The organism is Dokdonella sp., from assembly GCF_044227025.1.
Lineage (GTDB): Bacteria > Pseudomonadota > Gammaproteobacteria > Xanthomonadales > Rhodanobacteraceae > Dokdonella_A.
On sequence record NZ_JBGAFX010000003.1, the window covers coordinates 130,329 to 154,678 of the forward strand.

The window sequence follows — 24,350 nt, forward strand, 5'->3', positions numbered from 1 at the left end:
TCGCGCGCTCCGGACGATGGCGCGCCGGACGCCTGCGCGGTAGGCTGGCGCTGCCGCGCAGGCGGGACTCGCGGCGGGGATGTATCCGATCACCGAACGGAGATCCGGTCATGACCAATCGCGGCCTATGCCCGAAGTGCGGCAAGCGCGTGTTGCACGTCAACGTCGAGAACATCGTCGGCATGATCGACGGTGACAGCAAGGCGCGTTGCATGAGCTACTGCTGCATCCATTGCAACACCGTGCTCGGCGTCGCGATCGACGCGCGCGCGAAGCCGCGCTCGAAGAACGGCGCGCGTGCAGCGACCGCGTCTGCACTGGCCAAACCGGTCGTGCGCGCCGGCTGAGCGCGGCGAGTCGGCAACCTCCGGGCGCCGTTGCGGTACCCAGATCAAGTCGGTCGCCGTGCCCGGCGCGCAGTTCATTGCGCGTGGCGCGTACTTTTGCCGCAGTGCCATTCCCGGGGAATCACGGACAATCCATCACATGACGATCCGGCACTTCCGGCAACGGCGCGCGCTTGGCTGGCTGGCGATCCTCGCCATGCTGCTGCTCGCGCTGATGCCGACGGTGTCACGGGTCGTCGGCGTGCATGCGCCGGCGCATCACCATGAAGTAAGCCAGGGCGGACATGCCGGGCACGCCGCGCATCACGGCGCGCCGAGCCGCGCCGACGAGGACTGCTGGAGTGCGTGCGGCTACTGCGACTTCCTCGCCCACGCGCCCGCGCTCAGCGCGCTTGCACATGCGCTCGCGTTGCCGGCCGTGCATCCGTCGATTCCCGTGCCGGCACCGCTGCGACAGCCGCGATTGGTCGTCGCGTTTTCCACCGCGCAGCCACGCGGCCCGCCCGTCCTCATCTGAGCACTCGGCTATCACCGAATCATTCCGGATCGCTGCCGCATGGGCGCGGTCCACCCGTGCTTTCAAGGACCCTTCATGAAGACCCATATCCGGGCGGCGCTGTGCGCGCTGCTGCTATGCGCGCCAATCGCGCACGCCTGCGACCTCTGCTCCGTCTACACCGCCAGCATGGCGCATGGCGAAACTTCCGGCTGGCTCGCCGGCATTTCCGAACAGTTCAGTCGTTACGACGACCTGCGCCGGGATGGACATCGCCTGTCCGACGATTCGGGCCAGTACCTCGACAGCTCGATCACCCAGTTGTTCGTCGGCTACGGCATCACGGATCGACTGACCGCGCAGGTCAACGCCCCGTACATCCACCGCTCGTTCGAGCGTCCCGGGCACGATGGCATCGACAAGGGTTCGGAGTCCGGGATCGGCGACATCACCGCGCTCGCGCAATACACCCTGCTGCGCAAGGACCGCGACGACACCACCTTCGTCTGGCGCGCGCTCGGCGGCGTGAAGTTCGGCACCGGCGACAGCGACCGGTTGCAGGAAGAACTCGACGAAGGCCACGACGACGACACTGCCGCGGCCATCGCGCCGAAGCATGGCGGTGACGATCACGATGGACCGATCAGCGGCATCCACGGCCACGACCTTGCGCTCGGCTCCGGCTCGACCGACTTCCTCGTCGGCACCTCCGCGTTCTGGCGCAGCGGCCGCTGGTACGGCAGCGGCGACCTGCAATACGCGATCCGCCGCACCGGCGACTTCGACTACCGCTTCGGCAATGACCTGCAATGGACCGTGTCAGGCGGACGATACCTCGTGCTCGAACACGAGCGCACCATTTCGCTGCAGCTCAATCTCTCCGGCGAGGACAAGGACTATGACGAACTCGCCGGCGTGAAGCTCGACGATACGCATTCACGCGCTCTGTTCCTCGGCCCGCAGTTGGGCTTCACGTTCGGCCCGCGCTGGTCGCTCGAGGTGCGCGCGGAAGCGCCGATCGACACCGACAACAGCGAGATCCAGACCACCGCGGGCTGGCGAGTGCGCGCGGCGTTCGTCGGCAGGTTCTAGGCTGCGGATTGCGTAGCGCTGTACGCGAGATGTTCTACCTCTCCCGGGCACGGTCAGGGATGGCGTGAGGGGCGCGAGCGCAGCGAGCGCGAGATTGTCGCTGCGGTCGCTGTTCCGAAGTTCACGCTCCTGCGCTCGCGCGCCTCCTCACCCGCCGCACCGCGCGTCGGAGAGGCGGCGGTGCACGCCTCAATGCATCGTCCAGATCACGTTGACGCCTAACGAACGCTCCTGCGCGAACGTGGACAACTCGTCGGCGGTGGCGTGGTAGTCCTCGTTGAACGCGTTCCGCACATAGAACTGCAGGCCGATCGAGGGGTTCAGTTGCCAGCGCAGGTCGGCGTCGACGACGTCGACGGCATCGCGTTCGACTTCCTCGAAGCCGGGGCGGTCCATCGTCCAGCGGTGTGCATAGCGCGCGCCGAGGATGAAGTCGCCATGGGTGTACTTCGCCTCGAGTTCGCCGCTGACCGGCGGGATGCCGTACAGCGGCCGGCCGGTTTCGTCGCGTCCGCGCACGACCGCGGCGCTGGCGCGCAGGGTGAGTCCCGGTGCCGGCGTGGCCCAGCCGAGCGTGGCTTCGGCGCCGTGCAGGGTACCGGTGCTGATGTTGGCGTAGCCGTTCACGTCGGGCGCGATATCGGTGAGCTGGATGAGATCGTCGACGACGTTGCGCCAGACATGCGCTTCGACACCCCAGTTGCCGTTGTGCCAGGCGTAGCCGAGGTCTATGCCGCGCGAGTGCTCGGAGCCGAGATTCGGGTTGCCGACGATTTCGCCCTGCGCGGTCACGCCGCTGTAGAAGCGTTCCTCGAGGGTCGGGAAGCGGTAGCCGGTCGATGCATTGAACGTGATGCGCTGCGCGTCGTCCGGCGTCCACACCGCGCCGGCGGTGAAGGCGTGGTCGGAGTCATCCGATGTGGCGCCGCGCTGATCCTGTTCGATCGAGGTGTAGCGGCCGCCGAATTCGAGCGCGAACGCCGGCGATACGTGCCAGTCGCTGAGCGCGAACAGCGACCAGGCGTCTTCCTTCGCGTTGCGCAAGCTGTAGTTGCGATTGAGCACGGAGCGGCTCGCGTCGTAGGCGCTGACGTCGCGGCGGCCGAGGTATTCGATGCCGATGTCGTGGCTGAAGGCGCCGGTTTCAAAAGTCTGCTGCACGGTCGTGCCGAAGTCGGTGCTGGCGACGCCGGCGAACGTGTCCGGTGAGCCGGGACGGCGGTTCCAGGTGCCGAGGTACTGGTCGTGCGCATAGGCGCTCGCCGCGAAACCGCTGTCGTGGCGCACGCGCAGGCGACCGAGCGTGTGGCTGTCTTCCGGATAGGTCGAATCGCGCGTCGGGTAACGGCTGTTGGACTTGCCGATGTTCTCGGTGCGCGAGGGCATCAGCAGTGCATCGACATCGAAATCGCCCATGCGCGTGCGGTACTGCAGGCTGGCGCTCTCGCGCCGGTAGCTGGTGTTGAGCGGCACGCCGTTGGCCGATTCGCTGTCGCCGGACTGGTGACGCGCGACGCCGATCGAGAATGCGTCGGAACCGATGCCGGCGGACACGTTCGCCTCGTTGCCCGCGGTCGCGTAACCCGCGCTGGCGAACGGCGCATCGAACCAGCGCGGCTCGATCGAGATCGCGCCGCCGAGCGCGCCGGGGCCGTAGTGGACGACGGCCGGCCCGCGCGTCACGCTGACGTCGCCGAGCAGGCTCGGCTCGACGAACGCGACCGGCACGCCGGCGCGACGTTGCGCGGTGATCGGCATGCCGCCGACGAGGATCAGGATTCCGTTGGCACCGCTGCCGCGGATCGAGAACGTTTCGAACAGGCCGTTCTGCCCGGTCGCGCCGACGCCGGGAACGCGCGTGATGAAGTCCTGGAAATCGGCCGGCGCGGCGATCGCCTCGTCCCAACGCACGACGTCCGTCGCGAGTGCCGCGGGCACGTCCGCGGCGGTGCCTTTCGCCGTCACCTGCACGGTATCACCGAGCCATGGCGTGCCGCCGTGCGCGGTGCGCTTGTCGTCGCCGCCGGCGTCCTCGCGTTCCTCGAGCGCGACGTCTGCATCCTCGGCTTGCGCGGGTGCGGCCGCGGTGCAGGCGGCAATACTCAGGGCGGCGGTGAAGGCGCCGCGTGAAAGGCGTTGCAACATGTGTGACCCCCAGTGATCGCTCCGCGTCAGGGCGGAACGGGTTTGGCGAGTCTAGGAAAAAAGGAGGGGGTATAAATCCGCCTCAGGGCCTAGTTGATCGGTGTGCTGTATGGTTGGCGCGGACCCGCGCAGGTGGACAAGATGCCATTCTTCATGCAGCTGCTGTTCTGCGTGCCGCTGTGGATCGTGATTTCACTGGTCATGTCGATCTGGAAGGCCGGGGCCGCGCAGGACGCGAGGCAGCGAACCTTGTGGCGGCGGTGGGCCATCGTGACGGGATTCGCCCTCTGCACATCGCTGTTATGGGCGAATCCGGCCCAGATGCTGTTCTACTCCGGACCATTCGGCGGGCGCGTCGTCGATGCGCAGACGGGCCAGCCGGTTCCGGTTGCGCTGCTTTCGTTCACGTGGGGCGGTTCGCTCGGCGTGCTGTCCGCGCATCACGCATGGACGATGACGGATGCGGAGGGGAACTACCGGGTCGGCTGGCAGGGGATTGGCAACTGGCGCATCGGCGCGTTTCCGGGTCCCGACTCCATGACTGTGATCGCACCTGGCTATGTGGGTGGCCAGTTCTGGCTCGACGGCGAGGCGCGCGATCCGTATTCGGATCATGATCGCACGGCGCTTGGTGCGTCGATGGCGGATGGCGAAATTCGTCTTCAGCGTTTGCGCACGAATGTGCGGCTCGATTTGGAAGCCGCTCGGCATTTCGGCTTCGGAGTTCCTGCGGCTGAACAACAGCAGCGTATTGCGCGCCGATTCCATGATGTGCTGTACGCGGGTCTGTGTCCCGGCGCAGGGACCGTGGCGAAATGGGAGCCGACCGATGCGGCGTTCCAGCAGCTTGTCGAGTATTCGGGCTTTTTCGGGATCAGTCCATCGGATTTGCTCGATGGCATGAAGGAGGTGGTCGTCGGGTATCAGTACAGTTCATCATCGCGGAATACGCCACTTCGCCTTGATGCGGCCGATGCGGAACGACTATGCAACCAACTGGAACTGACGGATCGGGAAATGTGACCGCTCCGGTGCCGAAGTGGCCGGACTGGATTGTGATCGGGCTGACGCTGCTTCCGCTCGTTCCGACCGCGGCCATCTTTGCTTCGCACAACGTGAGCTGGCTGAACCACGCGATCGGCGGTTTCGCGTGGTGGTCCGTCGTCGCTGGTGTGCTTGGCGGCCTCCTTGGAGGAATCACCCTTGCGTATCAACGGCGCAATCCACTCTGGCTGATTGCCAGCGTCACTTCGCTTTGCATCGGATTCTTCTGGTTGCTCTTCGCCATGGCGGTGGGCATGGCATCCATGCACTGAGAGCTTTGAAATTGCGCAGGTAGTCGCAATTCCGCGCGGCGGAAGACTCAGCCGAACACCAGTTCCGCCGTGACCACGCCGTCGAGGGCCTGCAACGCATCCTTCAAGGCCGGGTTCGCGCGCACGCGCCATTCGGCGCCGAGTTCGATCTCGGCCTGGCCGGTCGCGTTGCGATAGCTCAGGCGGACCGGCGTGTGACCGCCGCGATGACCGGCGAGGGCGCCGTGCAGGCGCGCGATGAAGTCGGCGTGCACACCGTTGAGGCGCAGCCGCAGCAGGCGCGCGCGCTTTTCGCAGGCGGCCTCGATGGTCGAGACGTGCTGTACGCGCACCTGGAAACCGCCGGAGAAGTCGTCGACGCTGAGGCCGCCTTCGAACACGAGGATCGCATCGCGCGTGAGCAGCGGGCCGTATTCGATCCAGGTTTCGCGATAGAGCACGGCTTCGAACTTGCCGGACCAGTCCTCGACGGTGACGAAGGCGCGGTTGTCGCCCTGCTTGCGCAACGCGACGACCGAGCCGGCGAGCGTGACCGCCTGCAGGTCGGAGAAGCGCGGGCGGCCTTCGCGTGCGGGCGGCTTGTACACCTTGTCGAGATCGCCGATTGCGCTGGTTGTGATCGGTGCGAGCAGTTCGCGCCAGGCATCGGTCGGGTGGCCCGAAAGATAATGACCGAGCGTGTCGCGTTCGCCGGCGAGGCGTTGTGCGATCGGCCACTCGGGCACTTCGACCAGCACGCGTTTCGGTGCTGCCGGGCTCGCCGCGCCGAACATGTCGTTCTGGCCGGCCTGCGCGTCGCGCGCCTGTTGCTCGGCGGCACGCATCGCCTCGGGCAGCTGCGCCATCAGGCTCGCGCGCGAGCCGGCGAGTGCGTCGAGCGAGCCGCTCAGGATGAGCGCCTCGAACACGCGCTTGTTGAGCTTGGTTGGATCGACGCGCTCGCAGAAGTCCGCGAGATCGGTGTAGGCACCGCTGCGACGCGCGGCGACGATGTTCTCGACCGCGCCGTGGCCGACGCCCTTCACGGCGCCAAGCCCATAGCGGATCGTCTTCGCATCGGTCGCCTCGAACATGTAGTTCGAGGCGTTGATTTCCGGCGGCAGCACTTCTAGGCCGAGCGCGCGCGCTTCGCCGAGGAAGTTGACTACCTTGTCGGTGTTGTCCATGTCCGAGGACAGCACCGCGGCCATGAATTCGGCCGGATAGTGCGCCTTCAGCCAGGCGGTCTGGTACGAGATCAGCGCATACGCGGCCGCGTGCGACTTGTTGAAACCGTAGCCGGCGAACTTCTCCATCAGGTCGAACACGGCGTCGGCCTTCGCCTCGCTGACGCCGTTCTTCGCCGCGCCGTCGCGGAAGATCGCGCGGTGCTTGGCCATCTCCTCGACTTTCTTCTTGCCCATCGCGCGACGCAGCAGGTCGGCGCCACCGAAGGTGTAGCCGCCGACGATCTGCGCCATCTGCATGACCTGTTCCTGATAGACCATGATGCCGTAGGTCTCTTTCAGGACAGGCTCGACGCGTGGATCGGGATACTCGATCGGCTCGCGTCCGAGCTTGCGCGCGCAGTAGCTCGGGATCAGGTCCATCGGGCCCGGGCGATACAGCGCGCCGAGCGCGATGATGTCCTCGAAGCGGTCCGGCTTCGCATCCTTGAGCGCACCCTGCATGCCGCGCGACTCGAACTGGAACACGGCGACCGTGCGCGCTTTCCTGAGCAGGTCGAACACGGCCGGGTCGTCGAGTGGCAGTTGCGTGATGTCGATCGGTGCCTCGCCCGTCCGCGCGCGACGGATGTTGATCGCCTTCACGGCCCAGTCGATGATCGTGAGCGTGCGCAGGCCGAGGAAGTCGAACTTGACCAGGCCGACCGCTTCGACGTCGTCCTTGTCGTACTGGGTGACGACGCCGTCGCCGCCTTCGGAGTAGAGAGGTGCATAGTCGTGCAGCGGGCCGGGCGCGATTACCACGCCGCCGGCGTGCTTGCCCGCATTGCGCGTGAGATCCTCGAGCTTGAGCGCGAGGTCGACGAGTTCGCGTGCGTCGTCGTCGGTCTCGTACAGGACCTTGAACTCGCCGACGACGCGGTCGGGTTCCTTGCGCGATCTCTCCGAGCGGCCGAGTGCATCCTCGAGCGAGAGGTCGAGCGGCATCTTCGGAATCAGCTTGGCGATGCGGTCGACCTGCCCGTACGGCATGCCGAGCACGCGGCCGGTGTCGCGCAGCACCGCCTTCGCGGCCATGGTGCCGTAGGTGATGATCTGGCTGACGCGGTCGCGGCCGTACTTGCGGCTGACGTAGTCGATCACCCTGTCGCGGCCGTCCATGCAGAAGTCGACGTCGAAGTCGGGCATGGACACGCGTTCGGGATTGAGGAAGCGTTCGAACAGCAGGCCGTAGCGCAGCGGATCGAGGTCGGTGATGCCGAGCGCGTAGGCGACCAGGGAGCCGGCGCCGGAACCGCGGCCGGGGCCGACCGGGATGTCGTTCTGTTTCGCCCAGTTGATGAAATCGGCGACGATCAGGAAGTAACCGGGGAAACCCATTTCCAGGATGACGCCGAGTTCGACATCGAGGCGCCGCACGTAGTCCTCGCGCGCGTAGCCGCGCGCCGGCGCGTGCGATGCAAGGCGGCGTTCGAGGCCTTCGTGCGACTGCGATCGGATCCAGCTGTCGAGCGTGTGCTGGTCCGGCACCGGGAACGCGGGCAGGTAGTAGGTGCCGAACGCGAGTTCGAGGTTGCAGCGGCGTGCGAGCTCGATGGTGTTCTCGAGCAGCTCAGGCAGGTCGGCGAACACCTCGGCCATCTCGCGCGGCGTCTTCAGGTATTGCTCGGGCGTGTAGTCGCGTGGGCGCTTCGGATCGGCCAGCACGCGCCCGGCGTGGATGCATACTCTCGCTTCGTGTGCCTCGAAGTCCTCGCGCGCGAGGAAGCGCACGTCGTTGCTGGCGACGATCGGCAGGTCGAACCGCTGACCGAGGTCGAGCGCGCCGGCGAGGAAGTGTTCCTCGCCCGCGCGGCGCAGGCGCGTCGCTTCCAGATAGAAGCGCTCGGGGAAATGCCGGCGCCACGCATCCGCGCGCGCGCGCGCCGCGTCGTCGCGCCCGGCAAGCAGCAGGCGACCGACGTCGCTGTCCTGCCCGGCGAGCAGGATCAATCCGCCATTCGCGGCTTCGAGCCAGGCCGGATCGACCAGCGCGTGGTCGCCGTGGCGGGTCTCGGCATACGCGCGCGAGACCAGGCGCGACAGGTTTAGGTAGCCGGTGCGATCCTGCACGAGCACGCTGAGGCGCTGCGGCCGGTTGCGGTCCTCCGCATCGGCGATCCACAGGTCGCAGCCGGCGATCGGCTTGATCCCCGCGCCTTCGGCCGCCTTGTAGAACTTCACCAGCGCGAACAGGTTGCTCTGGTCCGTCAGTGCGACTGCCGGCATGTCCGCCTGTGCGCAAGCGCTGACCAGATCGCCGACGCGGATCGTCGAATCGGTCAGCGAATACTCGCTGTGCACATGCAGGTGGACGAAACCGGAGGACATGACCGGGAGGGACGCGGGGGAGCGCCAGCGTAGTCGCTGGCCCGGCCTGCGGCAAGGTTTCCGTGCCCGCCGCGCTACTCGTCGAAGACCTTGAGGGTACCGAACGCGTAGGCGTAGAAGGAAGGCAGCACGTCCGCCTGCGCGCAACCCTCGAAACGGCCGTTGCAGCGCTCGCGCAGGCGCGTGTTCGCTTCGAAATAGGCATCCTTCGGCAGGCCGGCGACGTCGAGCATCAGGCCGCCGAGGAACGCAAGGTCCAGCGGTGGTGCCGCCGGAAGGGGCGCGCCTTCGATGCTGCTGTCGATGCGGTAGTAGGTCAGGGTATTCGCTCCGCTTGCCAGTTCCGCCGGCAATGCGCTCGCCAACCTGGATTCGATGCCATCGAACGACGGATGGTGATCACCGAAATGCGCGAACACGGCCGGCCTGCCCGCGGCGAACAGATAGCGACGCAGCTCCGCCAGCGCCTGGTCGGACTGATGCATGCGATAGAGGTAAGTGCCCAGATTGCGGTTCGCGCGCTCGTCGAGGCTCGGCGCGGGCGATTCGTTCCACGGCGGTGGCAGGGCGTCGAGCGGCTTGTCGTGCGGTCCGTGCTGGCGCATGGTCAGTACCATCACGAACAGCGGGCGATCATCCTCGGCGCGCGCGCGGCGATGGATCTCCTCGACCTTGGCGACGAGGTCCCGGTCGGTGCTTTCCCATTCGATGCCGAGTTCGTTCGAATCGTGGAATTCGTCGAAACCGTACTCCGCGTAGGCCTCGGCGGCGCGCACGAAGCCGCGCGGCATCGGATACACCGCGATCGTGCGGTAGCCGAGCGCCTTCAACTGGCGCGGCAGGCTGTCGCGCAGGCGCGGCACGAGGTTGTACGGCGCATACAGGCCGGCTGGCCCGAACAGCGTGTGTGGCAGCCCGGCCAGGAACGCGAACTCGCTGGTCCAGGTGGCGCCGCCATAGGTGTGTACGCGCAGCAGGCCTTCCGCCCGCGTCGTCGCATCGGCATCGAACATGCCGAAGTGGCAGCGCGGGCTCGTGCACGCGGACCACTGGCGCGGGTCGAGCGTGCTTTCCTCGAGCACTGCGACGAGGTCGGGCCGCGGCGTTTCTGCTGTCGCCACCTTCGCGCCGCCCCAGTCGTACGAGCCCGTGCCGGCTTCGTGCGGTGGCGGGGTCACGTTCATCAGTGAGAGCGAGCGCAGGAAGGTCGTCAACGGGTTGCGCTGGGCCTGCTGCAGGAAGTCCCATGGGGCGACCGCGTGCACCTGGCGAAACGGCCCATGCGGCCACGCACAGACACTGAGGACCAGCGCACCGGCGAGCGTGACCGCGCTGCGCACGCGCCTGCGTCGACCCAGCCAAAGGCTGGGCGATTCGAGCCGCCATACCAGCACCGCGCAAGCAGGCACCAGCAGCAGCACTGCAATGCACTTGCGCAACATGCCCGGGTAGTGGCGAACGACCTCGGCCAGCAGGGTGCCCGCGAGGTAACGCACATCCGGCGCGAACAGGGGTTCGTGCAGATACGCGAGCTTGAGGGTCGAGGTCAGCCAAATGGTGCCGGCGAGCGCAGCCGCGCACAGGCAGCCGAATGCAACGCGACCGCTCATGGCGGCCACAGCGAGGGCGAGTGCACCGGTCAACGTCACGCAGTACACGCGGTCGATGAGGTCCGCTTCGGCCTGCCACACGCGCAGCAGCACCAGTACGAGCGCACCGCTGCCGAGGGCGAACGCGAACGAACGTCGCATCATCCTTGATCGATCCATGTCCCACTCCGCAGGTGTTGCTGCAACAGACGTGAAATGGAATTGTAACGTCGCAGCGGCGGGGTGCGGCGCGATCCGGGTTTGCCGGACGGACGGGTTGGCGCGATGATCGGCCCGTTGTGGCAAGCGCGTGGCGGGGCATGGACCAGGAGCCACCCATCTTCGTGTTCGACGATGTGCGCGTCGATACGCTGGCGCACCGTGTCGAGAAGGCTGGCGTGGAACGCGCGCTCGAACCCAAGGCGTTCGCGGTGTTGCTGGAATTCCTGGCGCATCCGGGCGAGTTGCTGGGTCGCGATGCCCTGCTTGATGCGGTCTGGGGTCACCGCCACGTCACGCCGGGCGTTCTGAACCGGGTCGTCGCAAGCCTGCGCCGAGAGCTCGGCGATGACCCGGCGACCCCGCGCTACATCGAAACCGTGCATGGCCTCGGCTATCGCTTCGTCGCCACGCTTGCCGAAGTCCGGCGGCAGGCAATTGGCGCAGCGCCGGAGTCGGCGCCCGCTGTGCCGCGCCGGCGCCGCGAAGACATCGTGTCGTCTCCGGGTGTGCGGCGCTTCACGCTGCTGCACGCGCTGGTCACGCTCGCCGCGCTGATCGTGGTCGGCGTCGCGCTGCTGCTCGCCGTGCGCGTGGGCGAGCGCAACGCGGCGTCGTCGGTGGTGCGCAGCATCGCGGTGCTTCCGTTCACGGCGCGAGGAGGCGATCCCGATCTCGTCGCCGCGGTCGAGGGCATGGCCAAGAGTCTCACTGACGCGTTCGCACGCCAGCCCGACCTGCGTGTCGCGGGACGCGAGTCGGTGTTCGCGCTCGGTCGCGGGCGCAGGTCGCCGCAGGAGGTCGCGGAGGCGCTCGATGTCGACTACGTCCTCGGTGGAGAAGCGCAACCCGTGGCGGGCGCGCTCACCCTGCGCGTCAGCCTCTGGCATCGCGGCGACCGCGCGCCGCTGTGGATGGACGAGCAGAACCTGCCGCGCGAGCAGATGTTCCGCCTGATCGTGCCGCTGATGCGGCGCGTCGAGGACTCACTCGGCGCCTCCCAGGCAACGCCCGAAATGCGAGCGAGCGTGTCGACCCAGGATCTGTACTGGCTGGGTCGCCGCTACTGGTACCAGCGCACGTCGGCGAGCCTCGCGCGCTCGCTCGGCTACTTCCAGCAGGCGGTCGCGCAGGACGGCGCATTCGCTGCGGGCTACTGCGGCATCGCCGACGCGTACATGCTGTTGTACGAATACGGCGACCAGTCGCTCGACGAGGCCTCGCTGCGCGCGCGCAGCGCGATCGCGCGTGCGAAGGAACTGGCGCCCGACCTCGCCGACGCGTGGGCGTCCGAAGGCCTGCTGCTGCTCGATGAAGGCGATGCACCCGCGGCGGTGCGCGCGCTCGCGCATGCGCTCGAGCTCGAGCCGAAACTGCCGACCGCGCGCCTGTGGTACGGCGACGCGCTCGCCTATGCCGGCCGCGTGCGCGAGGCACGCGCCTGGCATGTCGAAGTCGAGCGCGAGGACCCGATCAATCCGATCCTGCAAACCTACCTCGGGGTGGACGCGCTGCTGTCGGGCGAGGAAGCGGAAGCGACCCGTCACCTGCGCCGCGCCATCGAACTGAACGGCGACTACGCCGAACCCTACTGGCAACTGGCGCTGCAGCACGAACTGCATGGGCGCTTGCGCGATGCAGCGGCCGTCTATGCCGAGGTGCAGGCCAAGCGCGACGATCCGTGGACCGCGATCTACGCCTCCTACAACGAGTTGCTCGCGGGCGACGCGGCTGCGGCCGATCGGTGGATGGAGGATATCGGCGACCTTTCGTCGATCGATCGCGACGAAGCGCGCGCCTGGTCGAACTGGTTGCAGGATCGGCGCGGGCTGCTGCGCGCCGATCTGGAGCGCTTGCCCGGCGGGGCCACCTCGGCGCGGCGTGATGCGCTGCTCGCGCGCATCCGCCTGTTCGAAGGCGATGATGCGGGCGCGCGGGAGTTGTATGGCCGTCTGTTCAACGATGCGCGTTGGCATCGCTACCGGTCACGGCCGAGTTGAGCACCGCATTCTGGCTCTGGAAATCGGCGGCCCAGCCGCCGCTCAGGTTGATCGAAACGCTGGTGTCGAAATCGACGTCCTCGCCGTAGGAACAGCCGAAGCACCTCAGCTGGACGCGGACTTCGTCATCGCCGTTCGCGATGGCCTGGGCGACACCCTGCTGGATCGTCGCAAAAGTTCCGTTCGGGCCGACGCTGACGAAGGCTTGCGCGCCCAGGGTCCATGCCAGGGCAAACACACCGAGCGCAAGTCGCGAAACCAGCGAGTGCGTGCCGCGCGAACCAGACGTGGCGTGACAGGGGGCAAACGGAACGTGGTCATGGTCTTCTCCTCATGCGGCCAGAGCATCGGCGCCGATGCAGGTCGACCGGGTGCCGGCCTGCGCCGTCGAATGCAGCGTTGCAGGCACGCCGCGCCGACGCTTGAGGAAAGCGTGAGGAATCTCCGAGGGATTCGTGCGCGTTGCGCCGTGCGAGGCGCGGATCAGTCGAAACCGTTCGCCAGGATGGTGTCTGCCGGAACGATCTGGCTCGTGAGGCCGAACATTCCGCAGGAGCCGGCAGCCGAACTCGGCGATGCCGTGACGATCACCCAGTACGCGCCCGCCGGCAGGTTGTCGAGCATGATCGGGGTCAGGGCATTGCCGGTCGCGAGACAGGGGCCGGCGCCGCATGGGTTCGCGGCGTCCATCACGCATAGCGCCGGATCGAACTGAGGCTCGATGCCGGCCAGAGTCAAATCGAGCGAGACCGGATGATCGAGCGCGAGGCGGAGCACCGCGCCGGGGCCGGACAGCGCCGGTGGCGTGAAGTTTTCGGCGCCACAGGTGAACGACGTGACCGTGCTGTCCGCAGGCAATGGCGTCGGAGCTGCGCAGGTCTGCGCGCGGGCTGGCAGGTTCGCCAGGCCGGCGAGTGCGGCAAGGACAACGATGGCGTCGAAGGCAAGTGGATGGCGCGCCGGCTTCATGGCAGGTCCCCTACGAGCCGCCTCGCGGCGGCGCCCGGCGGGGTCGGGCATGCAAAGGATACTCCGCTACTCGCGCTTTGCCAGTTCCGTGGGGGAGGCGTGGGAAGTCCCGGGCGTGCCGGCTTTCCTGTGGCATCACCCGCCGCGCTTGCAGCGCGTCGCGCTCTCCCCGGCGTGGCGAGGTGGCGTGGCGGTGGTCAGAACAGCTCCGGCGAGATCAGCCGCCGCACCGGCGCGAAGTCGCGGCGGTGGATCGCGCAGGGGCCGAGGCGTTCGAGTGCGGCGAGGTGCTCGGGGGTGGAATAGCCCTTGTGGCGCGCGAAGCCGTAGCCGGGGTGGGTTTCGTCGAAGGCACGCATGATGCGGTCCCGCTCGGTCTTGGCGAGGATCGAGGCGGCGCCGATCGCCGGTTCCGTCGCGTCGCCGTCGACGATCGCGCGCGCCGCGCACGGCAGTTCGCGCGGCAGGCGGTTGCCGTCGATGAGCGCGAGTTCCGGCACCAGCGACAGCGCATGCAGCGAGCGCACCATGCCGGCGAGGGTGGCGCCGAGTATGTTGAGGCGCTCGATCTCGCCGGTGTCGACGACCACGACCGACCACGCGAGCGCACAGGCGCGGATGCGGGGCGCGAGTTCCTCGCGCTGCATTTCGCTGAGCAGCTTGGAATCGGCGATGCCTCCGATGCGCCGGCGCGGGTCGAGGATCACCGCGGCGACCACCACCGGGCCGGCCAGCGGACCGCGGCCGGCCTCGTCGACGCCGGCGACCCGCCGCCCTTGCGACACGCGCGCGCTCATTCGTGCAGGTCGTCCAGCCGCGTGAAGATGTAGTCGTGGTACGAGGCGACCGTCTTCTCGTCCTTGCAGTCGAGGTAGCGACCCTTGCAGCGCTCGCGCAGCAACGTGTTCGCCTGGTAGTACTCGTTCTTCGGCACGCCCGCGATGTCGAGCACGAGCGAGCCGAGGAAGGAGATGTCGAGCACCGGATAATCGTAGCGCTGGCGCACCGGGAAATTCGCCTTCACCATGTAGTACGTGACCCAGTGCGCGATCGGCCCGGCTTCCTTCGGCACCGTCTTCGGAATCTCGTTGATTGCACCGTCGAACGACGGCTGGTGGTCGCCGAAGTGGGCGAGCACGGCCGGGTGGTCGCCGCCGAGCAGGAATTTCTCGAGGTCGGCGAGCATCGCGTCGGACTGTTCGAGGCGCTCCAGGTAGTTGCCGAGGTTCATGTTGAGCCAGTCGTCGAGTGCCTTCGACTTGAACTTGCCGGGGAACAGCGGCTTGTCGTAGGGCGGCGGCAACTCGGCCAGCGGCGTCATGTGCGGGCCATGCTGGTGCAGGGTCAGCATGAACACGAATAGCGGCGTGTCCGGATGCACGCGTTTTTCGTCGGCGTAGATGCGTTCGAACACCTTCAGCAGGTCGGCGTCGTGGCTGGTCCAGCCGAGGCCGTACTGGGTGCCGTCGTAGAACGCGTCGAAGCCGTAGTAGTCGTAGGCGTTGCGCGCATTGAGGAAGTCGCCGCTCATCGGGTACAGCGCGATCGCGCGGTAGCCGGCGTTCTTGAACGCCTTCGGCAGCGTGTTCGCGACGCGCGGCGCGAGGTTGTACGGCGCATACAGGCCGGCGTTGCCGAACAGGGTGTGCGCAAGTCCCGTCAGCGCGGAGAATTCGCTGGTCCAGGTGCCGCCGCCGAACGTGTGCACGGTCATCGGTCCGTGCGCGCGCGTGGCCTTGTCCGCGTCGAACATGCGCCGCTTGCACTGCGGGATCGTGCACAGCTTGAGGATGCGCGGGTCGAACGTGCTTTCCTCCAGCATCAGCACCACGTCGGGGCGGACAGGCGGCGCCTGCATCGGCCGGGTCAGCTTCCAGACGATGCTGCGGTCGACGCCGGGCGGGCTCACCGGTTCAGTGATGACGGTGTCGTTGAACGAGGTGAAGAAGTCGGTGATGAAGCTCTTGTCGTTGATCGCGATCCACATCGGCTTGTTGAACACCGCGTTGAACGGACCACTCGGAACCAGGCAGATGACCAGCAACGCCAGCCCGGCCAGCGCACCAAATCCGCGCGCCGCCGCGCGCAGGATGCGCGGTTGCGCGGCGAGCAGGCTCGGCTTCTCTCCGATGAAGGACAACACCAGCAGCAGCGGCACCAGCACGATCGCGCCTATGCTGACGCCGAGCAGGAGGGGATAGTGGGTGATGACCTCGATCGTGCCTTCGTTGATGAAATACTGCAGGTCCGGTGCAAGCAGTGGTGTCTGCAGGAACAGGAACTTGAGGCGGCCGGCCAGCTCGATCATGCCGAACAGGAGTGACGCGAGCAGCAACGAGAACGCCACGCGCGCCGTCGCGAACAGGACCACCACCAGTCCGAGCAGGACCAGGGTGAGCGCGAAGACCTTCTCGGTGGTCGTGTGCTCGCTGAGCGGGCCGAACACCAGCAGGGCGATGAACGCGAGCAGCGCGAACGCGCGCCAGTAGCCGGAACGGCTGCGCGGTGATGGATCCAGGGCCTTCATCCGGTGGAGGTCGCCATGCGCGGCATCGTGCGCATGCGCGCGCGCGGCGTCAATCCGCAGCGCAGCGCATCATGCGTCGGCGGACGCGAGCAGGTCGACGATCGCTGCCGCGGCGCTGCGGCTTGCGTCGTGGCGCAGCAGCCGGTGCAGGCGACGGTATTCGGCCAGCAGGTCGGGATCGACCGCGCCGCCTTGCAGCGAGGGCAGCAGCGCCGCCGCGAGCGCCTGGGGCGTGCAGGCGTCCTGCATCAGCTCGGGGGCGAGATCACGTCCGGCCAGCACGTTCGGCAGTGCGTAGCGTTCCACCTTGAGCAGGCCCAGTCCCCTGACGATGCGGTAGGTCAGCGGCGCGATGCGGTAGCCGACGACCATGGGCCGCTTTGCCAGCATCGCCTCGAGCGTGGCGGTGCCCGAGGCGAGCAGGATCGCGTCCGCGGCCGCCATCGCTTCGTGCGCGCGACCGTCGACGACGAGGATCCCGGCGCCATCCGGTGCCGCCGCGAGCTCGCGTTCGAACGCGGCGCGGCATTGCGCACTCGCCATCGGCGCGACCACTCGCAGTTCCGCGACCTCGCGCCCGAGGAGTCCCGCGGTCGCGATGAAATCACGGCCGAGGCGCGCAATCTCGCCGAGGCGGCTGCCCGGCAGCAGTGCGAGTACGCGCGCGTCGGCGGGCAGGCCGAGTTCCGCGCGCGCGGCGACGCGATCCGGTTCGAGCGGCATGCTGTCGGCGAGCGGATGGCCGACGAAGCGCGCATCGACGCCATGCTGCGCGTAGATCGGTGGTTCCATCGGGAACAGGCACAGCACGCGGTCGGCGCTGCGACCGATCTTCGCGGCGCGCTTCGCGCGCCAGGCCCACACCGACGGACTCACGTAATGCACGGTGCGGATGCCGCGCTGCTTGAGCCGGCGTTCGACCCCGAGGTTGAAGTCGGGCGCGTCGATGCCGATGAACGCATCCGGCGCGAACGCCAGCGCGCGCTGCACGACGTCGCGCCGGATCGCCAGCAGTTCCGGCAGGTGGCGCAGCACTTCGACGAGGCCCATGACCGACAGCTTGCGCATCGGATGCCAGCCCTCGAATCCGGCCGCGATCATGCGCTCGCCGCCGATGCCGGCGAACTGCGCGTCCGGAAAGTGCTCGCGCAACGCCATGATCAATCCGGCGCCAAGCAGGTCGCCGGACGCCTCGCCGGCGACGAGCACGAAGCGCCGCGGGATGTCGCGAGGGGGCGGGCTCGAAGGATCGTCCATTCGCGCGATGTTAGCGCGTCGCCGCCGCAATCAACGCGCCGCGTCCATGGATGGCTCGCCAGGCGCCGCAGCGAAGCGGCAACCACTGGCTGTTTCGATCGGCACGACCATCCTGGTGTCGCCAACGGGCGAGGTTGACTGCAGACCGCAGGGGTCAGCGCGCCAACGCGCGCTCGCCGCGCTCGATGAAGGCGAGCATCTGCGCGACATCGGCGCTGTCCTTCGCCTGCTCGGCGAGCTTCTCGCGCGCATCCGCGAGCGGAGTGCCGCCGACGTAGACGGTGCGGTAGGCGCGCTTGATCGCGGCGATGCGCGTCGCGTCGAAGCCGCGGCGCTTGAGGCCTTCGCTGTTGATGCCGCGCGGGCGGCCCTGCGTGTCGGCGTCGGCGGCGACCATCAGGAACGGCGGTACGTCGCCGCTGAGCAGCACGCCCATGCCGATGAACGCGTGCGCGCCGATGCGGCAGAACTGGTGTACGCCGACGAAGCCGCTGACGATGACGTGGTCGCCGACTTCGACGTGGCCGGCGAGCGTCGCGTTGTTGGAGAACACGCACTGGTTGCCGACGCGGCAGTCGTGCGCGACGTGGGTGTAGGCGAGGAACCAGTTGTCGTCGCCGATGCGGGTGGTGCCACCGCCGCCGGCGGTACCGCGATGCATCGTGGCGAACTCGCGGATATGGTTGCGGTCACCTATGACGAGTTCCGATTCCTCGCCGCGGAACTTCTTGTCCTGCGGCTCGGCGCCGATCGAAGCGAACTGGAAGATGCGATTGTCGCGTCCGATGCGCGTGCGCCCTTCGATCACCACGTGCGAACCGATCGTGGTGCCGTCGCCGATCTCGACGCCGGCGCCGATGACGCTGTAGGCGCCGACACTGACGCCGGTGCCGATGCGTGCCGCAGGATCGACGAGCGCGCTCGGATGGATCATCCGTTGGCGACCTCTGCGCAGAGCATCTCTGCCTCGGCGGCGACCTGGTCGCCGACCCAGGCTCGTCCCCAGAACTGGCTCATGTTGCGCATGCGGCGCTTGTGCTCGATTTCGAGGCGCAACTGGTCGCCCGGCACGACCACGCGATTGAAGCGCGCCTTGTCGACCTTGACCAGGTAGAAGATCGATGGCGTGTCCGCGTTGTGTTGCGCGGACAATTTGACCAGCACACCCGCGGCCTGCGCCATCGCCTCGATGATCAGCACGCCCGGCATGACCGGGTGGCCGGGGAAGTGTCCCTGGAAGAACGGTTCATTGAACGTGACGTTCTTCAGGACCGACACGCGCGTGCCGTGCTCGAACGCGACCACCCGGTCGATCAGCAGGAACGGATAGCGGTGCGGCAGCAACGCGGCGATCTGCTCGACGCCGATCGGCAGCGTGACGGGGGACAGAGGCTTGTTCATGACTCGGGTTCCTTGTTCGCGGCACTCACGCGCCGCGCGATTTCGTCCAGGTGCTTGAAGCGCGCCGCATTGCGGCGCCACAGCCGGTTCGGCTGGATCGGCGTGCCGGAGGAGTACTCCCCGGGCTCGCGGATGGAATGGGTGACCAGGCTCATCGCCGTCACCGTGACGCGGTCGGCCAGGCTCAGGTGGCCGAGTATGCCAGCACCGCCGCCGATGAGGCAGTAGCGCCCGATGCTGGCGCTGCCGGCTACCGCGGCGCAGCCGGCGAGCGCGCTGTGCGCGCCGATGCGCACGTTGTGCGCGATCTGGATCTGGTTGTCGAGGCGCACGTCGTCCTCGAGCACGGTGTCGCCGAGCGCGCCGCGGTCGATCGTGGTGTTCGCGCCGATCTCGCAGTCGTCGCCGACGATTACGCCACCCAGTTGTGGCACCTTGATCCAATGATCTTTCTCCAATGCAATGCCGAAGCCGTCCGCGCCGAGCACTGCGCCGGGATGGATCAGCACGCGCCGGCCGAGCCGCACGTCCTGCACCAGCGTCACCCGCGCCACCAGCCGTGACTGCGCGCCGACCACGCAGCCGCGGCCGATCATGCAGTGCGGGCCGAGCACGGCGCCGTCGTCGATCACGGCATCGTCCTCGATGACGCACAGCGGACCGACGCTCGCGCCCGCGGCGACACGCGCGCCGGATGCGACGACCGCGCTCGGGTGGATGCCCGGCGTCGACGCCGGCATGCGCTCGAACAGCGCCGCGATCTTCGCGAACGCGACGTACGGGTCAGGCGCAATCAGGCACGCGCGCGGACAGGCGTCGGCGTCGCCGTTGCGCAGCACGATGGCGGCGGCAGTCGCGTCGGCGAGCTGGGCGCGATAGCGTGGGTTGGCGAGAAACCCGATCCGGGTCGGGCCGGCCTTGACCAGCGTATCGACGCCGTCGATGGCGAGCGACGGATCACCGCCGCGCAGCTCCAGCTCGAAGCGTAAGGCGATCGCGCCGAGCGTATGCGGTGTCGCGCGGTTCATGGTGCAGGAGACTTCGGCGTCGCGCGGCGCAGGCGATCAAGGATCCGGTCGGTGATGTCGACGCGCGGGCTGGCGTAGACGACCGGGCTCGGCACGATCAGGTCGTAGCCCTGCTCGCGCGCGAATTCGACCACCGCATCGTTGATCTCGCGCCAGCTGCGGTCGAGTTCCTGGTCGCTGCGCGTCTTGAGTTCGCTGCGCAGGCCTTCGCGGTTGCGCTTGATCGAACGGTCGAGCGCATCGACCTCGCGTTGCAGTGCGTCGGCTTCGGTCTTCGCCAGTGTCGACTGCTTGCGGCGCAGGTCGGTGAGGCGCTGTTCGTCCGCCTTGAGTGCGGCGTCGCGCGCCGAGAATTCGCGTTCGAGCGTGCGTCGCCCGGCGACCACCTGAGGCGCGTTGTCGAGCAGGCGCTTCATGTCGACGTAGCCGATGCGCGCCGGCGCAGGCGCCTGCGCGCCAGCCGTGCCGGCGAATGCAAGCACGAGCAGCAGCAGAGCGAGGGTCCGGCTCGCTGATTGTGCAGGCTGCTTCAAGCGCGTCTCCTCGTCGTCGACGCTGGACGATCTCAGAACGTGTTGCCGAACGTGAACTGGATCGTTTCGGTATCGTCTCCGGGCTTCTTGCGGATCGGCCTGGCCAGGTTGATCACGATCGGACCGACCGGCGCACGCCACTGGAACGAAAGACCGACCGACGCACGCAACTGATCGGCTGCCCAGCTCTTGTACACGCGGCATTCCGGCAGGCGGCACAGCTTGTTCTGGAACACGTTGCCGACGTCGAGGAACGCAGAGATGCGCGTGCTGTCGTTGTTCTCCTTCACGAACGGCGTCGGGAAGATCACTTCCGCCGATGCCGCGAACTTGAGCGCGCCGCCGAGCGGCAGGCGGCAGTTCGCCGTCGTCGGTGGGCAGGTGGTCGGGCTGATCACGTCGAACGGGCCGAGCGTGTTGTCGCGGAAACCGCGCACGTCCGACACGCCGCCGGCGTAGAAATTCTCGAAGAACGGCAGGCCGCCGAGGTTGCTGCGGTAGCGCGGATGGGTCGGGTCCAGCACGCTCTCGGGCGAGTTGTAGGTGTTGCCGTAGCCGAACGTCACGTGCGGATAGAAGACCAGCTTGTCGGTCATGCGCAGATACTGCGCCCAGTGGTAGTTCACCTTGTAGTACTCGCTCGTCGAGCCGGGCAGGGTGAGTTCCACCGAAACCTGCTGCAGGCCGCCGCGGGTCGGGTTCCAGTAGCGGTTGCGCGTGTCGTGCGCCCACGACAGCTGCACGTTCCAGGTGTGGAAAGTGCGATGGCCGATGTTGTCGATGTAGTCGATGATCGGCTGCGGTGTTCCGAAGTTCGCGCCGGCCAGGATCGTGGTCTTGCTGAGGCCCATCTGCGCGTTGATCGAGTCCGACTCGCTGATCGGCACGCCCATGTAAATGTCGAACGCATCGGTACTGGCGAAGTAGCTGGCCAGGTTGTTGTTGCCGGCATCGAATTTGGAGTGCTGGATGTCGTAGCCAATGCCGATGCCCGTGTCGGTCAGGTACGGCTCGAAATACGACAGCTGGTAGCGTTCAACGACGCCGCTCTTCATCGCATTGACGCTGACGCGGTCGCCGGTGCCGAAGAAATTGTTCTGGGTGACGCCGACGCTGGCGATCACCCCCTGCGCCTGGGAGTAGCCGAGGCCGAAGGTGAACTGGCCCGAGTTCTGCTCCTCGACGGTGACGGCCACGTCGACCTGGTCCTCGGTGCCCGGCACCTTCGGCGTGTCGATCTCGACCTTGCTGAAGAAGCCGAGGCGCTGCAGGCGGATCTTCGAGCGGTCGATCGCCGCCTGCGAGTACCACGAACCTTCGAGCTGGCGGATCTCGCGCCGCAGAACCTCGTCCTCGGTGTGCAGGTTGCCCTTGAATACGACCTGGCGCACGTACACGCGCTTGCCGGGATTGACGAAGAAGTTGATGCCGACCTCGCGCTTTTCCTTGTCGATCGACGGGATCGGTTCGACGTCGGCGAATGCGTAGCCGATGTTGGAGAGCGTCGAGGTGATCGCATCGACCGACTGCTCCACGCGGCGGCGCGAGAACACATCGCCCGCCTTGACCTGCACCAACTTGCGCAGGTCCTCCTCGTTGAGGACGAGCGAGCCGGTCAGCTTGATGTCGCTGACCTTGTACACCTCGCCTTCCTTGATGCCGGCGGTGACGTACATCTTGCGCTTGTCGGGGCTGATCCCGACCTGGGTCGACTCGACGCTGAAATCGGCGTAGCCGCGGTCCATGTAGTAGGACTGCAGCTTCTCGAGGTCGCCGGAGAGCTTTTCGCGCGAATACTGGTCGTCCTTGGAGTACCACGACGTCCAGTTGGTGGTGCTGGACTCGAATTCGCCCTCGATGTCCTTGTCGCTGAACGCGCTGTTGCCGACCACGTTGAGATGCTTGATGCGGGCGGCCTTGCCCTCGGCGATGTTGATCGCGACTTCGACGCGGTTGCGGTCGAGGTTGACGGTCGAAGAATTGATCGAGACGTTGTACTTGCCGCGGTTGTAATACTGATGGGTCAGCTCATCCTTCACCTGGGCGAGCTTGAGCGGGTCGAACGCCTCGCCTTCGGCGAGACCGATGCCCTTGAGGCCCTTGAGCAGGTCCTCTTCCCGGATGTCCTTGTTGCCGCGGATCGCGATCTTGGTGATCTGCGGACGTTCCTTCACGTTGACGACGAGGATGTCGCCCTGGCGCGACAGCTGCACGTCGTTGAAGAACCCGGTCTTGTAGAGCGCGCGGATCGCCTGGTTCGCGCGTTCGGGCGTCAGTGCGTCACCCTTCTCCACCGGCAGGTAGGTGAACACCGTGCCGGGCGCGATGCGCGACAGGCCATCGATGCGGATTTCCGAGACCGTAAAGGTGTCGAACGCCGAGGCGTCGTGGGCGGCGAAAAAGGCGAGCAGGAAAAGAGCGGCGATACGCTTCATTCGTCACTTCCGTCAGGGCATCGTTGGGCCCGCGACGGGCGCAGCCGCGGGCTTGTTTCGTTATGAGGCAGGGTCCTGCGGGATCAGGAAATGTTCCGCAGGATGTCGTTGTAGAGCGCCAGGCTCATCAGGGCCATCAGCAGGACCAGCCCGACGTACTGGCCGGTGACCTGCACGCGCTCGCTCAACGGACTGCCCTTTATCAGTTCGATAAGGTAATACAGCAGGCCGCCGCCGTCCAAGATCGGGATCGGCAGCAGGTTGAGGATGGCCAGGCTCAGGGAAATAATTGCCAGGAAATTCAAGAACCAGGCGGGTCCGAGCTGGGCCGAGCTGTTGGCGGCCTGGGCGATCGTGATGACGCCGGACAGGTTTTTCAGCGACGCCTGGCCCGAAACCATGCGGCCGAGCATGCCCAGCGTGTCGCGGGTCTGCTTCCAGGTTTCGCCGAACGCCTTCGGGACCGCGGCGAGCAACCCGTAGCGCAGGGTGGCATCGTAGTGTGGGTCGACCGGTCGGGCGCCGATCCCGAGCAACCACTGTGGTTTGCCGGTGCCATCCGCGGCGTCCGCGGGCTTGAGCGTGGGCTGAACCGAGAGGACGAGCGTCTGGCCGGCACGCTCGACCGACAGGTCGAGCGGATGGTCTGCCGCGGCATGTTTCTGGATCGCCTCGGGCACCTCGCGCCAGTCCTTGATCGCATCGCCTCCGATAGCGACGATGCGGTCGCCTGCCTCCAGGTGGGCGCGCGATGCCGCACTGTCGGGCGCCACGCTGCCGATCACGGGCGGGATCGGCCATTGCCGCGGCGACAAGCCGATCTGCGTCCCCAATTCGCGTTCGTCGACCTCGGCCGGCAGCTTGGACAGGGCGAGCGTGCGCTGGTGGCTGGCGCCACCGGCATCGGTCACGTCGACGACGAGATCGCGCCGGTCCATGCTTGCCATCAGCACCGACAGGCTCGCATCGGTCCAGGTCTCGACCGGCTTGCCGGCGATCGCCGTGATGCGGTCGCCTGGCGCGAAGCCGGAACTGGCCGCGAGATGGTCGACCGGGCCGATCACTGGCAGGAAGTCCGGCTTGCCGATCACGAACATGAGCCAGAACGCGGCGAGCGTGAAGATCAGGTTGAACGCCGGCCCCGCCGCGGTGATCGCCATGCGCGCGCCGACTGATTTGCGGTCGAACGCGCCGGCAAGGCCGCTCGGGCCGACCGCTCCGTCGACCTCGCGCGTGTCGAGCATCTTGACGTAGCCGCCGAGCGGGATCGCGGCGACCACGAACTGGGTGCCATGGCGGTCGAAACGCGACCACAGCGCCGGTCCAAAGCCGACCGAGAACTTCAGCACCTTCACGCCGCAGCGACGCGCGATCACGAAGTGGCCGTACTCGTGGAACGTGATGAGCAGGCCGAGGGTGACGATGAGCCACCACACGGAACCGAAGAATTCACTCATGGG

At 67.3% G+C, this 24,350-nt stretch carries 20 protein-coding genes; 6 read left to right on the forward strand and 14 right to left on the reverse strand.

Features of this window, described 5'->3' with window-relative positions; genetic code table 11:
- Window positions 1-110 precede the first annotated feature (110 nt).
- The 3 genes from ACILRJ_RS08255 (at window position 111) to ACILRJ_RS08265 (ending at window position 1,935) form a co-directional block, all read left to right on the forward strand.
- On the forward strand, window positions 111-347 hold the full coding sequence (locus ACILRJ_RS08255; RefSeq protein ID WP_395682277.1) for a hypothetical protein: 237 nt from the start codon (window positions 111-113) through the stop codon (window positions 345-347).
- Between the two features lie 139 nt (window positions 348-486).
- On the forward strand, window positions 487-864 hold the full coding sequence (locus ACILRJ_RS08260; RefSeq protein WP_395682279.1) for a DUF2946 family protein: 378 nt from the start codon (window positions 487-489) through the stop codon (window positions 862-864).
- A gap of 75 nt (window positions 865-939) precedes the next feature.
- Complete coding sequence (locus tag ACILRJ_RS08265; RefSeq protein WP_395682281.1) at window positions 940-1,935, forward strand: transporter; 996 nt, start codon at window positions 940-942, stop codon at window positions 1,933-1,935.
- A gap of 189 nt (window positions 1,936-2,124) precedes the next feature.
- Here ACILRJ_RS08265 and ACILRJ_RS08270 read toward each other — a convergent pair whose 3' ends face one another.
- Window positions 2,125-4,080: a TonB-dependent receptor gene (locus ACILRJ_RS08270; RefSeq protein ID WP_395682283.1), complete on the reverse strand. Its 1,956-nt coding sequence runs from the start codon at window positions 4,078-4,080 to the stop codon at window positions 2,125-2,127.
- Window positions 4,081-4,212: 132 nt separating this feature from the next.
- Here ACILRJ_RS08270 and ACILRJ_RS08275 point away from each other — a divergent pair, with 132 nt between their 5' ends.
- Together ACILRJ_RS08275 and ACILRJ_RS08280 are read left to right on the forward strand one after the other, a co-directional pair.
- The gene (locus tag ACILRJ_RS08275) at window positions 4,213-5,103 is read left to right on the forward strand and encodes a carboxypeptidase-like regulatory domain-containing protein (RefSeq protein WP_395682285.1); all 891 of its coding nucleotides are present in this window, start codon (window positions 4,213-4,215) and stop codon (window positions 5,101-5,103) included.
- Window positions 5,100-5,396: a hypothetical protein gene (locus tag ACILRJ_RS08280; RefSeq protein WP_395682287.1), complete on the forward strand. Its 297-nt coding sequence runs from the start codon at window positions 5,100-5,102 to the stop codon at window positions 5,394-5,396. Before ACILRJ_RS08275 ends, ACILRJ_RS08280 begins: the two co-directional genes overlap by 4 nt.
- Before the next feature lie 47 nt (window positions 5,397-5,443).
- Here ACILRJ_RS08280 and dnaE read toward each other — a convergent pair whose 3' ends face one another.
- Together dnaE and ACILRJ_RS08290 are read right to left on the reverse strand one after the other, a co-directional pair.
- Window positions 5,444-8,932 (reverse strand): DNA polymerase III subunit alpha, encoded by a 3,489-nt coding sequence (gene dnaE / locus ACILRJ_RS08285; RefSeq protein WP_395682289.1) that lies wholly within the window; start codon window positions 8,930-8,932, stop codon window positions 5,444-5,446.
- Between the two features lie 74 nt (window positions 8,933-9,006).
- Window positions 9,007-10,701 carry an LTA synthase family protein gene (locus ACILRJ_RS08290; protein ID WP_395682291.1) on the reverse strand — a complete coding sequence of 565 codons (1,695 nt, stop codon included), beginning with the start codon at window positions 10,699-10,701 and terminating at the stop codon, window positions 9,007-9,009.
- 140 nt (window positions 10,702-10,841) lie between these two features.
- Between ACILRJ_RS08290 and ACILRJ_RS08295 the strand changes: the two genes are divergently transcribed.
- Window positions 10,842-12,740, forward strand: coding sequence for a winged helix-turn-helix domain-containing tetratricopeptide repeat protein (locus ACILRJ_RS08295; protein ID WP_395682293.1), 1,899 nt, complete (start codon window positions 10,842-10,844; stop codon window positions 12,738-12,740).
- On the opposite strand, the gene ACILRJ_RS08300 is transcribed toward ACILRJ_RS08295, so the two are convergent.
- The 11 genes from ACILRJ_RS08300 to rseP form a co-directional block, all read right to left on the reverse strand.
- The gene (locus ACILRJ_RS08300) at window positions 12,697-12,978 is read right to left on the reverse strand and encodes a hypothetical protein (protein WP_395682295.1); all 282 of its coding nucleotides are present in this window, start codon (window positions 12,976-12,978) and stop codon (window positions 12,697-12,699) included. The genes ACILRJ_RS08295 and ACILRJ_RS08300 overlap by 44 nt on opposite strands.
- A 245-nt stretch (window positions 12,979-13,223) precedes the next feature.
- Window positions 13,224-13,709: a hypothetical protein gene (locus ACILRJ_RS08305; RefSeq protein ID WP_395682297.1), complete on the reverse strand. Its 486-nt coding sequence runs from the start codon at window positions 13,707-13,709 to the stop codon at window positions 13,224-13,226.
- Window positions 13,710-13,906: 197 nt separating this feature from the next.
- Complete coding sequence (locus ACILRJ_RS08310) at window positions 13,907-14,506, reverse strand: ribonuclease HII (protein WP_395682299.1); 600 nt, start codon at window positions 14,504-14,506, stop codon at window positions 13,907-13,909.
- Complete coding sequence (locus tag ACILRJ_RS08315; protein WP_395682301.1) at window positions 14,503-16,236, reverse strand: sulfatase-like hydrolase/transferase; 1,734 nt, start codon at window positions 16,234-16,236, stop codon at window positions 14,503-14,505. Before ACILRJ_RS08315 ends, ACILRJ_RS08310 begins: the two co-directional genes overlap by 4 nt.
- Before the next feature lie 69 nt (window positions 16,237-16,305).
- Entirely contained in the window at window positions 16,306-17,493 is a 1,188-nt protein-coding gene (gene lpxB / locus ACILRJ_RS08320; RefSeq protein ID WP_395682303.1) for a lipid-A-disaccharide synthase, read from the reverse strand.
- A 154-nt stretch (window positions 17,494-17,647) separates the two neighbouring features.
- A complete protein-coding gene (gene lpxA / locus ACILRJ_RS08325) occupies window positions 17,648-18,427 on the reverse strand; it encodes an acyl-ACP--UDP-N-acetylglucosamine O-acyltransferase (RefSeq protein ID WP_395682305.1) in 780 nt (259 codons plus the stop codon).
- On the reverse strand, window positions 18,424-18,894 hold the full coding sequence (gene fabZ / locus ACILRJ_RS08330) for a 3-hydroxyacyl-ACP dehydratase FabZ (RefSeq protein WP_395682307.1): 471 nt from the start codon (window positions 18,892-18,894) through the stop codon (window positions 18,424-18,426). The genes lpxA and fabZ overlap by 4 nt, the downstream gene beginning before the upstream one ends.
- Window positions 18,891-19,922: a UDP-3-O-(3-hydroxymyristoyl)glucosamine N-acyltransferase gene (gene lpxD / locus ACILRJ_RS08335; RefSeq protein WP_395682309.1), complete on the reverse strand. Its 1,032-nt coding sequence runs from the start codon at window positions 19,920-19,922 to the stop codon at window positions 18,891-18,893. Before lpxD ends, fabZ begins: the two co-directional genes overlap by 4 nt.
- Window positions 19,919-20,455 (reverse strand): OmpH family outer membrane protein, encoded by a 537-nt coding sequence (locus tag ACILRJ_RS08340; RefSeq protein ID WP_395682311.1) that lies wholly within the window; start codon window positions 20,453-20,455, stop codon window positions 19,919-19,921. The genes lpxD and ACILRJ_RS08340 overlap by 4 nt, the downstream gene beginning before the upstream one ends.
- Before the next feature lie 32 nt (window positions 20,456-20,487).
- Window positions 20,488-22,890, reverse strand: coding sequence for an outer membrane protein assembly factor BamA (gene bamA / locus ACILRJ_RS08345; RefSeq protein ID WP_395682313.1), 2,403 nt, complete (start codon window positions 22,888-22,890; stop codon window positions 20,488-20,490).
- 83 nt (window positions 22,891-22,973) lie between these two features.
- Window positions 22,974-24,347 carry an RIP metalloprotease RseP gene (gene rseP, locus ACILRJ_RS08350; protein ID WP_395682315.1) on the reverse strand — a complete coding sequence of 458 codons (1,374 nt, stop codon included), beginning with the start codon at window positions 24,345-24,347 and terminating at the stop codon, window positions 22,974-22,976.
- Between the last annotated feature and the right edge of the window lie 3 nt (window positions 24,348-24,350).